A 13,897-nucleotide genomic window follows, 5' to 3' on the forward strand; every position below is an offset into this window, starting at 1 on the left:
GCAATAGCAACAGGATTTGGACTAGACCCGGCCCGCCCTAGCGGTTTACGGTGCTCATGTCAGCGTAGCGATCGCCCACTGCCGCCCCCTGGGGGGCCACCGCATCCAAGCGTTCCAGGTCTGCTGTGGAGAGCGAAACGTCAACCGCCGCCACGTTTTCTTCCAGGTACTGACGGCGCTTGGTACCGGGAATGGGCACCACGTCGTCGCCCTGGGCCAGCAGCCAGGCCAGGGCAAGCTGGGCAGGGGTAACCCCCTTTTCCTGCGCGATCGCCTTCACCTGATCGACTAGGGCCAGGTTTTTGGCAAAGTTCTCGCCCTGAAAACGGGGCGCGTGGCGGCGGTAGTCGTCGGGGGCGAAGTCGTCGGGGGTTTGAAAGGCTCCGGTCAAAAACCCGCGCCCTAGGGGGCTATAGGGCACAAAGCCAATTCCCAATTCGCGCACCGTCGGCAAAATGTCGTCCTCCGGCTCTCGGCTCCAAAGCGAATATTCCGTTTGCAGGGCGGTGATTGGGTGCACCGCTGCGGCCCTGCGAATGGTCTCTGGGGCTGCCTCCGACATACCCAGGTAGCGCACTTTGCCCACCTGCACCAGCTCAGCCATCGCTCCAATCGTGTCTTCGATCGGCACGGTGGGGTCTACCCGGTGCTGATAGTAGAGGTCAATCACCTCCACCCCCAGGCGCTTGAGGGAGTCGTCGCAGCATTGTTTAACGTATTCAGGTTTGCCGTTGACGCCGCCCCAACCGCCCTCGGCGGTGCGCACGTTGCCAAACTTGGTGGCCAGCACCACCTGGTCGCGGCGACCCTGAATCGCCCGGCCCACCAGCTCTTCGTTGGTGAAGGGGCCGTACATATCGGCGGTGTCGAGAAAGCTGACCCCAAGCTCCAGGGCGCGGTGCAGGGTGGCGATCGCCTCAGATTCGTCGCGACCGCTGTAAAACTCCGACATGCCCATGCAGCCCAGCCCAATGGCTGAGACCTCTAGCTGACCTAATTTACGGGTTTTCATGGTTTAACTCCTGATTTACGTTTTGCTTAGTGGGTAAGCACTAATGCTGTTCGGCAAAGACTTCTTTGACAGCGGTCATGCCGTTAAGGGCCGCCGGAAACCCGGCATAGACGGCCATCTGAATCACGACTTCGATAATTTCTTCACGGCTACAGCCCACGTTGAGCGCTGCTTGAAGGTGAACTTTGAGCTGAGGTTTGGCGTTGCCCAGGGCGGTTAGAGCTGCGATCGTGGCAATTTCTCGAGATTTCAAATCCAGCCCAGGCCGACTATAGATATCACCAAAGGGAAACTCAATTACGTAACGAGCCAAGTCAGGGGCGATGTCTTGAAGACTGGCGATCACCTGTTCTCCGGCGGCTCCATCAATGGCGGTGAGCTGCTGCCACCCCCGCTTAAACCGGGCTGTGTCGGTATCAGGCCGATTCTCCTTTGGAGAGGCTTCGCCAATGAGTTTGGGGCGGTGTTTTGAGTGAGTCATTTAGAGTTACCTCTAGCTCGCTATAGTGCTGAATCTTCCAGTCGATGACGGCAAGGTTGTCTTGCAGCTGCTGAATCTGGGCCAACACCGCTTCGCGGTGCGATTCCAACATTTGCCGTCGACGGTGAAACCCGGAGTCAGGCTGAGACCTGACTAGCTCCGCATACTGCTGCATCTGACGAATGGGCATGCCGGTCAGCCGCAGCTTGTTTAAAAACTCAATCCAGCGCAGATCGTTGGCCGAGTAGCGCCGATGGCCACTGGTCGAGCGACCAATGGGTGCAATCAAATCGCAGCGTTCGTAGTAGCGCAGGGTGTGTACGCTAAGTCCGGTGGCCTGAGCGACCTGCTGAATGGTGAGTTCTGGTTCCATAGCTGCACCTTAAAGGTTAGAGCGCACTCTAAGTCAAGCGATTTTGGCTGCAACTTGCGATCGCTCAGCCCCTAAGCGGTGAGACTAGGTTGAAAACTAACCGCTAGCCGTGCTGCTCGTAGCTAAACCATCAACCATCATTCATACTAACGACTCAAACAAAGCGCTGTCTCAATTCTCCTCGTTTTTTATGTCTAAACAAGTCTTCTTTATTTTTTTAGAACAGTCAAAAATCTAATTTGAGTTGAGCACTGTCGTCTGTTACATCATCCCTATGGGATAAAATTGGCTTGCTTAGAGCTAATCAAGACCACCTTGTTTTGAGTTCACAATGTGGGTCTGCTTATACCTTAGGTAACTATTTACTGTAGTTTATGAAAGCAACACAACCCTATCAGCCTCTGCTCCTGCGAATTTTGCATGGTTTGACGGGGCTATTTTTAATAGCGGCAATCTTAACCGCCTTCTGGACCTACGATACCTACGATGGCCGCTGGGGCAGAATTCCTTTGCCCGTATTCAAAGATATTGAAGGAATCCACGGCACCTTTGGCCTGTGGACATTACTAATCTTTCCGGCCTTTGTTGTCTATGCATTTCACCGCGGGCAGCGGCGGCTGGTACAGCCCAACTCAGTCGCTCAGCTGGTTCAGGTCGGTCAGCCCGTTTGGTGGTATACCCTCAACCGATTTACCAACACACTGGCTCTTTTAGCCCTTACCTTTGCCCTCTTTAGCGGCAAAATGATGGACGAAACCTGGCTGCCCAAAGGAGAACTGCAGCATCGTTGGTATTACATCCATCTGATATCGTGGGTGGTGATGGTGGCTGCGATCGCATTACATCTATTAATGAATGCGAAAGTGGGCGGAACACCCCTGCTGCTGTCCATACTGTCACGAGAAATACGCGATCAAGATAGTCCAAAGCTTTGGCCCGAGCATCTTTCGCAGTGGTGGTTAGCCGTTAAAAAAGGAGCCTGGACAACCTGGTTTCAACCCATTTCGGGCTTGATCATTTTAGAGATAGTTATTTTGAGCAGTATTTTTGTTGCCTGGGTTCTTCCGTTATTGAAAAAGGCCGTCGAATTTTAGGCGAATTTTGGGCTTAGTCAGCGGGCAACTCGAACGACTTTGGGCTGTACTATACCCCATGCTCAATGGCTAGAATGGCTGTTTGGCTCAGCTCAGCCCAATCTACGGTCTCTGATGGCGGAACCGATAACGACCCTAACTGACTATGCGATCGCATTAGAGTGTCTGCTATTTGCGGCCTGGCTGCTGGGTCAAGGCTGGGTTGCAAGGCTCTGGGCAATGGCCTTTATCAACGTCGGAGGAGCAGCCTTTCTGGGCGGCACGCTGCACGGGTTTGCGCCCCAGTTGGTTTGGGAACAACGCCTCTGGCTCTGGCATGGCATGGTGCTGGCCCTAGCGATCGCCAGCCTTTGTATTCTCGTTGCCGTTGCTCTGTCGGTACACCAGCGCTGGCGCGTCGGGCTGCTGCTGCTGGCGATCGCCAAACTAGCCCTGGTACTCAGGCTAGGCACCAGTTCCTGGGCCTTTGCCGTCAGCGTTGCCGACTACCTGAGCGCCCTGGCCACTGTGCTGCTGGTTCAGCTCGGGCAGCTGAACCAGCAGCACCGCCTTTCGCCAAAGCAGCGCCCAAATCCAGACTTGGTCTGGATGGCCACAGGCCTCGCTACCTCCGGGCTGGCCGCCAGCGCTCTGCTCATCCCTCAGTCTCAAGCTTTACCCCTCAGCCCCCTGGCCGTCTACCACCTGGTGCAGATGGTGGCGCTGTACTGCATTTACCGTAGCGCTAGGGCTACAGGCCAGATCAAAGGGCGCGATCGCATCGGGCTAGAGCGATCGCGGAGGCGACCCAGGCCGTAACTTAACTAAGTCGTTGTGCTTTTGAAAAACTGTCAGAAACTAAGCCACATTAACTGGAGTGCACCACTATTAAACGTGACGCACTCCAGTTAATCCTTAGCAAGCTGTGGAGATGCTCTCAATCTGTCTCACAGGTGAGGAATTGCTGTATTAAGCTACCCCAGCTCAGGCCTATTCTTCTCCTTCTTCGTTGCCTTCACTGTCGAGCTTGACCAGGCGAATGTGCTTGTACCCAAGCTTGATTTGAAACTCATCACCCGTCTTGAGGCCCATTTCTTGGGTGTAGGCGGCCCCAATTACAATCTGACCGTTTTTATGGACCGTGACGCTGTAGGATGCTTCTCGACCCCGACCATCTTTAGTTTTTTCGGGCTCAAGTTGAATGCCCTTGGCCGACAGCAGCGCATCATAAAACTCGGCCAGGTTCACGCGAACTTGACCATCTTTGCCGACGGTGTAGTAGCCGCATTCCTTAGCAAGTTCGCGCTTAGTCAGACCATCATTTTCTTTGACCTTCGCCAGAAGCTCTTTGCCTGTCAAAGATTCCTTACTTTTTACTGCCATAGTTTCAAACATCCGTAGGGTACACGTTGAAATTCGTGATGATCGTTAGACGAGTCGCTTTAGGATCTTTTAGTACGTTTGCCCTGTCACTCTATCTAACGATGCAAAGGAAGGCTTAGAACCTTCTTTGTCGATTCCACATTGATTATAGTTACGAATAGGCTAAATAGTTCCTATATTCAAGATCGATATTCATGAAAAAACCGCGATCGCCTCGATTTATACTGTCTAGTCTACCAACCTCTTCACGCCGTGGGTCGTTTTGGCTCAGGTAAAATTTGTAGAGTAAGTCGCTTTAATAGCTGTGCCAGCGGTCGGCGAAACCAAGGATAGCCGATTTTGTCAATTAATGATTAGCTCAAAATGAGGTCTATCGAAAGGGCTGAAGCTGCTTAGGCGCAATCTGTCGATTCACCCTAAGAGTAAACAGCCGCAGCGGGCTGTCAACCCCCGACCGAGCAGGCGGTGGGGCAAGGGCCAAAAAAGATTTTCAAGAATGCCCTGAAGCAGTTTTGAAGCATTACTGGGTCAGAACTGCTTTGTTGGTAAACGCTCCATCGGCATCTACGTCGTACACGATAGGCACGCCCGTGGCCAGTTCTAAGCTGGCTACCTCAGCTTCGCCCAGGCGATCGATGTACATCAGGATCGAACGTAAAGAATTGCCGTGCGCTGCCACCAATACGTTTTTCCCGGCCTGAAGTTCTGGCAGAATAGCCTGCGTAAAAAAAGGAACCGTCCGCTTGACCGTATCGGCCAAACTCTCGCCCCCAGGTGGTCGCACGTCGTAGGAACGCCGCCAGAGGTGAACTTGTTGTTCACCAAACTTTTCTGACATTTCGGCTTTATTCAACCCCTGGAGGTCGCCGTAGTAGCGCTCGTCTAGGGCCGGAGAACGAATGATCTTGAGTTCCTTCTCGGGTTCGCCAATGTGACGATCCCAACCGTGCCAGTCAGGCTCCGCCGGATCGTGCCAGATGTACGGCATGCGATCGCCGCGTACCTCATCACATTCCGTCAGGCAAACGATCGCTGTTTCGATCGCCCGAATTAGCATACTGGTGAAACAGATATCGATGGTGTAGCCCGCATCGCGCAACTTACACGAAGCAATGGTTGCCTCTGCCCGCCCCCGCTCGCTCATGGGTACGTCAACCCAGCCCGTGAATTTATTGGCCGCATTCCACAGACTTTGCCCGTGGCGAATCAAAATGAGTTTGGCCATAGGGTGCCGTGGGGTAATAGACGGATAAGGGGTTCAGCAGATTAAATCTACCTTCTTTATAGTAAAAGAAGACGTCAATTAAGACGGTAGTGGCCAATTGTCAAATACGACCCGCCTGCTGTAGGCGCTTTGAAGGCATAGTAGGCTAAACGAAACGGCAATAGAGTTTTATATGCCATGGCTGCTCAAAAAATTTTGCTGGTTGCCCTTGGCTCTACCGGCGATGTCATGCCAATGTGTGCCCTGGCCCAGGGTTTAAAGCAGGCGGGCTATCGACCCAAGCTGATTACCCACTCAGGATTTCAGACGCTAGTAGAGGCTTACGGGTTTGAATTTGCCTCTCTGGCCGGGGACTACCGCCAATTTTTCAACTCCGAGGAAGGACATCGCTTTGTGCGGGGCGAGTTTTTACCGTGGATGTCGGTGCCGCAGTTTCAAGCCAATTTGCCCACTCAGCTAGAGCAGGTTTTAGCCGCCGCCCACGACGTTGCCGCCATCGTTACAGGGCCGCTGTCGCTCTGGGTGTACCACATTGCTGAAAAGCTCAACCTCCCCATGGTTGTCACTTCAGCCATTCCCATTGCTGAAACAGGCTATTTTCCATTTGTCGATTTTGGTGAAGTTCCAAGCTCGGTGAACGCTTTGCAGGCGGCCCTTAATCGAGCTAGCTACGGATTGGTCAGTCTGCTGGGCTGGCCCAAGGATCAAGACATTATCAACCGCTTTCGAGCCGCGCATCAGCTGCCCGAACTGTCGCTGCTGGGACCGCGCTTTCGGTTGTCTCAGCCCAAAATTTTGCAGCACATCCCAATCCTGCACCTCTACAGTGAAGCCGTGCTGCCTGCCCCACCCGATTGGGCAGAGTCTTCCCATCCCACCTATGTGACGGGCTACTGTTTTGTAACGCCGCTCAGTCCCTATCAACCAACCGCAGAACTGGAGGCGTTTTTGGCCGCTGGTGAGCCACCTGTAGCCATTGGCTTTGGCAGTATGGCGGTCGATGACCCGCCAAGAATGGCTCGGCTGCTGCTGGAGGCGGTGCAACTGGCCCAGGTGAGAGCCCTCTGGATAGCGGGCTGGGGCGACAACCAGAGCGGCTACTTGACCGAACAGGTTTACGCGGTTCAGTCCATTCCCCACGACTGGATTTTGCCACGCTGTGCGGCGGTTGTGCACCACGGAGGCTCAGGTACCGTGGCGGCCGGGTTGCGGGCGGGCATACCAGCGGTGGTTGTGCCGTTCTTTGGCGATCAGCCGGCCTGGGGAAGGCGCTTAAACTATTTGGGGGTGGCTCCACCGCCCATTCCCGTGCGGCAGCTGACGGCACAAAACCTGGCGGCGGCAATTCGAGGGGCCTTAGATACGCCCTCTATGGGGCAGCAGGCCAGCAAAATCGCCGCCGCTATTCGCTCTGAGCAAGGAGTAAACCAAGCCGCTAGTATAATCGACGATTTTGTCAGCTCAGCCGGTTGGTAGCGTGCTAAACAACGGCAAATAGCATGGCTGGTGGGTTAATTCGGCCCGCTGAATTGGGCTGTTCAAAGTCATAGAAGAAAACCCGCGCTTTGTCATTTCTCGTTTGGCAGATGTAGTTAGAGCAGTTGTCAAATCCGGTTTGAGGTTTTTCGTTATACAGAAAAAACTCTTTCGTTCGACGGAAGGCCGAAGCATAGCTGGCCCATATCCTTTAAAAAGAAGCGTGTATTGTCAATTCCGTTGTGTGGCGCTAAAGCCCAGCCCAGCGGCTTGAGCTGATGGCCCTAACCTCCGCGCTTTGCCTTTCAAAACTGAAAGAAATCAGCGTCAGGTTCAGCGTTGTTCAGCTCTAGGTTTTGCCAATTAGCTGCCCCGATCGCTGGCGAAAGGCGCTGGCGAAGCGAGAATTGTTGCTCCATTCTTTTGACTGGCGGCCTTTAACCTTACGACCTTGCTCAATAACCACAAAAGATTTTGTCCTATGAATCTCAAGCCTATAGATCAACAGGTAGTCGTCGTCGCGGGCGCAACCAGCGGTATAGGGCGAGTCACGGCGCTGCGCCTGGCCGAGAAGGGGGCAAAGCTAATTATTTCGGGCCGAAGTGACGAAAAGCTAGCCTCGCTAAAGCAAGACATTGAGGCTTCGGGAGGTGAGGCAACCACGATTCTGGCCGATGTTGCCATTTTTGAACAGGTCAAGGCCATTGGCGATAAGGCCATTGAGACGTATGGACGGCTGGATACCTGGGTGCACGTGCCCGGAGTGGTAATTTATGCGCTATTTGAGCAGACAACTCCAGAAGAGTTTCGGCGAGTGATTGATGTGAATTTGATGGGGCAGGCCTATGGGGCTATGGTGGCTCTGCCTTTAATCAAGCGGGAAGGACGAGGCGCTCTCATTCATATTTCCTCCGTTGAGGGGCTGCGCTCAATACCCTACCAAAGCTCTTATTCGGCTTCAAAGCACGGCGTGGAAGGGTTTTTAGAGTCTTTGCGGGTGGAGCTGATGCACGAAAAACTGCCCATCGGCGTGACTAGCATTAAGCCCGCCGTGATGAACACTCCCCTCTGGAATAACGCTCAAACTAAGTTGGGCTTTAAGCCCAAGGGCTTTCCACCCTACTATGCCCCTGAGCTGGTGGCTGACGCTGTAGTTCAATGTGCGACTCACGTTACCCGCGACTTCTACGTGGGAGATGTCGGTCGAGTGCTTGCGGCCCTGCAGCGCCTCTCGCCTGAGCTAGTCGATGCTCTGCTGTTGGCGATCGGTTTTGACTTTCAGCTCAGCGATGAGCCCAAATCGGCTCAAGACTCTAACAATGTCTATGAGACTGTGCCTCAAGAATCTCGCGTTGATGGCGATTTCACCAAGTGGGTGGTGCCCAGTCTGTCTGACTGGCTAGCCAAAACCTTCACAGCCGGAATGCGGCCGTAGCTGGGGCGAATTTGCGATCGCCGATTACTCTTCCTGACCTTGCTCAGACGACTGATTGGCTACTAAGTTGTCGCGCAGGGTCAGGTATTTTTTACCTTTTTCGGTGAGTTCTATGTAGTGGTTTAGCTCGCCGGCTGACGGTAGCTGATTAAGATCTGTTTTAGCGTTGATAAAGCCCAGGTGAGACAGCCGCTCTAGCTCTGCTTTTAGGTTGTTGCTACCGTCGTAGGAAACAGACCCTTGATCGGTGTTGAGCTGCTTGAGGTAGTCAAACTCGTTGTCGTTGACAAGGCTGGTTAGCAACAGCTTGAGCGACTCAACGTAGGCTTGCTCAGACTCTTCAATTTCAAAGGGGCCAATTTTGGCTTTTTGAATGTTGTTGCTCGAAAATTTTTCGAGCAGGTTGAAAAGAGGTCTGTAGAAAAACACCAGCACAATGACAATCACCAGCGGCCAGGAAAACAGAATTGGCCCTAGGACCGAAATCCAGTCGAGAATAGAGTGGTCTTCCACGTAAGGTCACCTCCGCTGATGCCAAATTTGGATGTGCAGCCTCCTTCGCGATCGCGGCCCCAGGCCAACGACCGTAGCGCCACTTAGGTACAGAAGGCAGGCAAAAAGATATCGCAGACTTCGTCGCCCGCCCAACCCATTGACGTAACAAACCACTCAGGTCGCCCAAGATAAACGGGTATCTACGGCTCAACTGCGCGAATAGCTGCGATAGACTCAGCATAGCGGGCCGTTGCCGCCAAAGAATCAATCTGTTGGAGTGTTTTGGCGAAAAAAACGAACTTAGCCCTGGTTAAGAGGGCGCGATCGCCATTTTCTCAAGCTGTCTAGCTTCTTCTAAACCTATACAGCGCTGGCCTGCGGAGATGGAGTAGCTGCACTGCCCTCAAGCTGGGGCAAAAACTTGCGAATTAGGCCAACGGTAACGCTGGGCAGCTCAAGCTGGGGCGTAAAGCCCACATCGTCTAGCTGATAAAAAATCCGAATCGCCTGGGGGTTCATTTCCTGTAGGCGGTGGCCTATTTCTGGACCCGTAAACTCAGACCCTCTGCCCCAAATAATCGCCGTAGGCACTGTGAGTTGGGTGATGTATTTTGACAGGTCAAAACAGAGATCGCCTCGCACAAAGGAAAGGGCGGCATACTCAGCGTTATTCTGCTGGGCAGATTGGAGGTAGGCCTCAACAATTTCTGGATAAACTCGCTCAGGGTTGGCAAACTGACGCTGCTCTAAATAGCTGCGAATACCAAAGCTGTTGGCTACCCCTGCGTTGTAGAGCAGCTGACTTAAGACCGGCAGGCTGGCGAACTGGGCAAATTGGGCAAATCCGCTGCGTCGGTAGTCTTGGCCGAACTCGGCTAGACCAGCCAGGGTTGTCACAATTAGCGACTTAAATAGCTCGGGCTGTTCAATGGCCGCCCGCACTGTAAAAGCCGCCGTTAAAGCCGATGCAATGACTGTGGCGGGGCCGCTACAGGTCTCTTCTAAAAACTCGATAATGATGGCAATGTAGTCTTCAACTTTATAATCTTGGGCAGGGTGATCAGATCGGCCCCAGCCGATTAGATCGGGAGCTAAAATTCGATAGTCTGCCGCAAAGGCTGGGTAAACCTTCGACCATTCGTAGGCCGAAGAACCGCCGCCAAAGCCGTGTAAAAATACCAGAGTTTCTCGCTCGTCGGCCCTATCTGAGGTAGCCCACGGCTCTCCTTGGGAGGTGTAGTAAACCATGCGGCCATACTCAGTTGTGATAGTACGACTGACAAAGCCGGGGGGAACAAACATGGATTACTCTCCTGACAGAGAAATGTCGCAGTCATGGCGATCGCGCCCAATAACCGCTGATCAAATCCTAACCACTGGCTGCACGGCTACCATCAATCGTTTGATGTAGGTTTTGTTTCTGAATGGGCTGGCGCTCGGTTTGGTTGTCTCTGGTGTTTTGGTTAATGCCCGGCTATGTCCCTCCTTTGGTGGATTTACGGAGCCAGAGGTTACTCTAGACTTTTGTTACTCTAAGAAAACCAATTGGAGCCTCTACAGGCTTCCCGTTGTCTTGCGCATGCTGGTAAGGTCAAAGCTGATTCCGACAGGATCTTGCACCAGCTCTCGGCAAGGGCAAAGCTTATATTTCGACTTTCTGCCCCTGCAAATTTTTGTTTGTGGGGCTGCTGCCGTTTCTGCCGAGCGACTGGTCTCAGGCAGGTGTGAACTATGGTAAGGGCGTATCGAGCCATAATTATCGTCGGCAATGCGTCGGGCGAGGGGCAAGGCCCGGCTAGCCAGCCCGGCCTGGTTGAGCCGTATCTGCTTAAAAATGCCGCTGTGACCTACGAGGTGGTTAACAGTCGCCACCCCCACCGCATTCTGCAGCGCTGTCAAGCCCAGGCGGTTGATGTTGTGGTTTTGGAGATTGCCGACCCCAGCGACCTGGAGCTGCTTGCAATGCTCAGGCAGCAGCTGGGGGATGGCTGCCCACCTGTGGTGGTGGTGGGCGACGAGGTGGCGGCCCTGATTATTAAAGCGTTTAAGCTGGGGGCGGCTGACTATCTGCTGAAAGACCAAGTTACGCCTGAGGCCCTGGTGCTCAGCCTGCAGGCGGCGTTGGCGGTGGGTCAGGTGCCCACCGCGCCAGCCCAGCCAGCATCAGCTCACCCTCCTCAGCCGGAAGCGTCAAAGGTTTTGTTTCAAAATGACACCGATACTACGGCGGCTCAGCCGTGGGACGTGGGCCAAACCTTTGCCAGCCTGGCGCACTACCGCTACCGGGGCGTAGACCATACCCTGGCTGAGGCTATGCCCCAAATGGTGTGGACGGCGGACGCGACCGGAATTATTGACTACTGGAACCATCGCTGGTGCGACTACACGGGGTTGAGCGCCGTCGAGTCGCGGCACTGGGGCGAGGTCGAGGTGCTGCACCCTGCCGATCGCGATCGCACCCTGCAACTGTGGCGGCGATCGGTCACCCTGGGCGAACCTTTCGAGAGCAAAAACCGAATTCGGCGTCACGACGGCACCTACCACTGGTTCATCAATCAAGCTACGCCCATTCGCGATCGCCAAAACCAAATCACCGGCTGGACGGGAACGCTCGTCAATATCGATCGCCAAAAGCAGCTCGAAGAGCGCTTTCGCCTGGTCACTCGCGCCGTCGATGGGCTGGTATTCGACTGGGATTTAAGCACCAATAGCGTCTACCGCTCTGAGAAACTGTACGAACTGGTTGGCGTTCACCCAGCCAATGCCCTACCCACCGCCGAGTGGTGGCGCGATCGCATTCACCCTGACGATATCGCTCGTCTGCAGCCGCAGCTAGAGGCCATGTTCAACAGCGCCAGCGGGCTTTACGACAGCGAGTACCGGGTGCGCCATGCCGACGGGCGCTGGGTCGATGTCTGGGAGCGCGGCTGCCTGGTGCGCGACGAGCGAGGCCAGGTTGTTCGGATCGTGGGATCTACTGTCGATATTAGCGATCGCAAACGGGCCGAAGCCGACCGCAGACGGGCCGAAGCCGCCCTCGCCGACAACGAATCTAGGCTGCAAAGTTTTGTCAATGCCAACGTGGTCGGCATTCTCTACGGTGATGCCGATGGCTACATCTACAAAGCCAACGACGAGCTGTTAAGAATTATCGGCTACAGCCGAGCCGAGCTAGAGACGCGTCAAATTCACTGGGCTGCGATTACGCCGCCGGAGAGCCTGCCGCTAGATGAGTACGCGATCGCCGAATCGCGCCAAAAAGGGGCCTGCACCCCCTACGAAAAAGAATACATTCGCAAAGATGGCACCCGAGTGCCGGTGCTAATTGGCTACAGCCAGGTGGGCGCAACCAAGGAAGAAACCATCGCCTTTGTGCTCGATTTAAGCGCCCTCAAGGCCGTCGAGGCCGAGCGCGAACAGCTGCTGCGTCGAGAACAGCTAGCCCGAGAGGAGGCCGAGCGGGCCAACCGCGTCAAAGATGAATTTTTAACGATTTTGTCCCACGAGTTGAGAACGCCCCTCAACCCCATTTTGGGCTGGGCCAAACTGCTGCAAACCCGCCAGCTCGGTGAGGCCAAAACGGCTCTAGCCCTCTCCACCATCGAGCGCAATGCCAGACTTCAGGCCCAGCTGGTTGACGACCTCCTCGACATTGCTAAAATTTTGCGCGGCAAGCTAAAGCTTGAAACCACGCCCGTCAATCTCAATGCGGTGGTTGCCGCGGCGATCGATACCGTCAAACCGGCGGCGATCGCAAAACAGATTGCGCTGCGCTTTACGGTTCAAGGGGTCGATGCTTCCCCAGAGCATCTGACCGGGGCTGAAAAGCAGGGATTGATATTTCGCGTTGCTGGCGATAAAACTCGGCTTCACCAAATTGTCTGGAATTTGCTCTCCAACGCAATCAAATTTACGCCTGAGGGAGGGCAGGTAGGGGTTCAGCTCAAGCAGCGCGATCGCCAGGTTCAAGTCATCGTCAAAGACTCTGGCAAAGGTATCAAACCCGAATTTTTGCCCCTGCTGTTTGAATCATTTCGTCAGGAAGATATTTCGATCACTCGCCAGCACGGCGGCCTGGGCCTGGGCCTATCGATTGTGCGGCATTTGGTTGAGGCCCACGGCGGCACGGTCACAGCCGACAGCCCCGGCGAAGGGTTGGGCGCTACCTTCACGCTTAGTTTGCCAGTGCTAAAGGCTCACGCTTCTGATCACCAGCCCAGTGTCCCACCCCCGCCCGCCCCAGACCTGAACGCCATTCGAGTTCTGATCGTCGATGATCATGCCGATACTCTTGAGCTGTTGGCAACGTTGCTGACTCAGTATGGGGCCACTGTCTTAGCTGTTAACTCCGCCGCTGAAGCGATGGAGGGCTTAGAGTCGTTTCAGCCCGACGTGATAGTTAGCGATATCGGCATGCCTGGTACCAGTGGCCACACCTTAATTCAAAGTATTCGCACCTTACCTGCCGAAAAAGGCGGTCAGGTGGCGGCCCTAGCGTTCACCTCCTACTGTCAAGATGACGACTACCAACAGACGCTAGCCAGCGGCTACCAGCGATTGATCGCCAAACCGCTTGAGATCGAGCAACTGATTAAAGCCATTGCAGAGCTGGCCCAGTCTGTTTAATCAGATTGGCAGAATCATGGGTAATATGCGTTAGGCATAGCAGTAGCGCATCAAAACTTTGTTCGGCACTTCAGCAATAGTCATTCTCAGTTCCGTATAAATTGATACGGGGAATACACATTTTCTAGACTTGGCCAATGTGGCAATTGGTTGATCTGTAGTAACAAGTAGTGATTAATGAATAGATTTGTTACAACACTCAAAACGATAACCAGTCTTAGTGATCAGGAGTGAACGAGATAAGTTATACAGAACTTTGCTTGTACTGTTTCAGAAAGTAAACGCTACAACACTAATTCAAACATACTAAATTTAGCG

Annotated in this window: 12 protein-coding genes; 5 read left to right on the top strand and 7 right to left on the bottom strand. The window is 54.0% G+C overall.

Features of this window, described 5'->3' with window-relative positions; all coding sequences use genetic code 11:
- Window positions 1–37: 37 nt before the first annotated feature.
- The 3 genes from IQ265_RS14640 to IQ265_RS14650 are packed head-to-tail and all read right to left on the bottom strand — an operon-like array spanning window position 38 to window position 1,866.
- Window positions 38–1,012, bottom strand: a complete 975-nt coding sequence (locus IQ265_RS14640; RefSeq protein ID WP_194054867.1) for an aldo/keto reductase — start codon at window positions 1,010–1,012, stop codon at window positions 38–40.
- 40 nt (window positions 1,013–1,052) lie between these two features.
- Window positions 1,053–1,493, bottom strand: a complete 441-nt coding sequence (locus IQ265_RS14645) for a carboxymuconolactone decarboxylase family protein (RefSeq protein ID WP_228037914.1) — start codon at window positions 1,491–1,493, stop codon at window positions 1,053–1,055.
- Window positions 1,429–1,866, bottom strand: coding sequence for a MerR family transcriptional regulator (locus IQ265_RS14650; protein WP_194054868.1), 438 nt, complete (start codon window positions 1,864–1,866; stop codon window positions 1,429–1,431). The genes IQ265_RS14645 and IQ265_RS14650 overlap by 65 nt, the downstream gene beginning before the upstream one ends.
- A 374-nt stretch (window positions 1,867–2,240) precedes the next feature.
- On the opposite strand from IQ265_RS14650, the gene IQ265_RS14655 reads away from it, so the two are divergent.
- Window positions 2,241–2,960 (top strand): cytochrome b/b6 domain-containing protein, encoded by a 720-nt coding sequence (locus tag IQ265_RS14655; RefSeq protein ID WP_194054869.1) that lies wholly within the window; start codon window positions 2,241–2,243, stop codon window positions 2,958–2,960.
- A 114-nt stretch (window positions 2,961–3,074) separates the two neighbouring features.
- On the top strand, window positions 3,075–3,758 hold the full coding sequence (locus IQ265_RS14660) for a hypothetical protein (RefSeq protein WP_194054871.1): 684 nt from the start codon (window positions 3,075–3,077) through the stop codon (window positions 3,756–3,758).
- Window positions 3,759–3,929: 171 nt separating this feature from the next.
- On the opposite strand, the gene IQ265_RS14665 is transcribed toward IQ265_RS14660, so the two are convergent.
- Both IQ265_RS14665 and IQ265_RS14670 read right to left on the bottom strand, forming a co-directional pair.
- Window positions 3,930–4,322 carry an AbrB family transcriptional regulator gene (locus IQ265_RS14665; RefSeq protein WP_106872661.1) on the bottom strand — a complete coding sequence of 131 codons (393 nt, stop codon included), beginning with the start codon at window positions 4,320–4,322 and terminating at the stop codon, window positions 3,930–3,932.
- Between the two features lie 520 nt (window positions 4,323–4,842).
- Entirely contained in the window at window positions 4,843–5,547 is a 705-nt protein-coding gene (locus tag IQ265_RS14670; protein WP_194054873.1) for a 2,3-bisphosphoglycerate-dependent phosphoglycerate mutase, read from the bottom strand.
- Between the two features lie 177 nt (window positions 5,548–5,724).
- On the opposite strand from IQ265_RS14670, the gene IQ265_RS14675 reads away from it, so the two are divergent.
- Entirely contained in the window at window positions 5,725–7,023 is a 1,299-nt protein-coding gene (locus IQ265_RS14675; protein WP_194054875.1) for a glycosyltransferase, read from the top strand.
- Window positions 7,024–7,504: 481 nt separating this feature from the next.
- Entirely contained in the window at window positions 7,505–8,458 is a 954-nt protein-coding gene (locus tag IQ265_RS14680; protein ID WP_194054877.1) for an SDR family oxidoreductase, read from the top strand.
- 24 nt (window positions 8,459–8,482) lie between these two features.
- Here IQ265_RS14680 and IQ265_RS14685 read toward each other — a convergent pair whose 3' ends face one another.
- Together IQ265_RS14685 and IQ265_RS14690 are read right to left on the bottom strand one after the other, a co-directional pair.
- Window positions 8,483–8,971, bottom strand: coding sequence for a hypothetical protein (locus IQ265_RS14685; protein WP_194054878.1), 489 nt, complete (start codon window positions 8,969–8,971; stop codon window positions 8,483–8,485).
- A gap of 342 nt (window positions 8,972–9,313) precedes the next feature.
- The gene (locus IQ265_RS14690) at window positions 9,314–10,255 is read right to left on the bottom strand and encodes an alpha/beta hydrolase (RefSeq protein WP_194054879.1); all 942 of its coding nucleotides are present in this window, start codon (window positions 10,253–10,255) and stop codon (window positions 9,314–9,316) included.
- Between the two features lie 429 nt (window positions 10,256–10,684).
- Here IQ265_RS14690 and IQ265_RS14695 point away from each other — a divergent pair, with 429 nt between their 5' ends.
- Complete coding sequence (locus tag IQ265_RS14695; RefSeq protein WP_194054880.1) at window positions 10,685–13,579, top strand: PAS domain-containing protein; 2,895 nt, start codon at window positions 10,685–10,687, stop codon at window positions 13,577–13,579.
- Window positions 13,580–13,897 lie beyond the last annotated feature (318 nt).

Origin of the sequence: Nodosilinea sp. LEGE 06152 (genome assembly GCF_015207525.1) — a bacterium.
Classification (GTDB): Bacteria; Cyanobacteriota; Cyanobacteriia; order Phormidesmidales; family Phormidesmidaceae; genus Nodosilinea.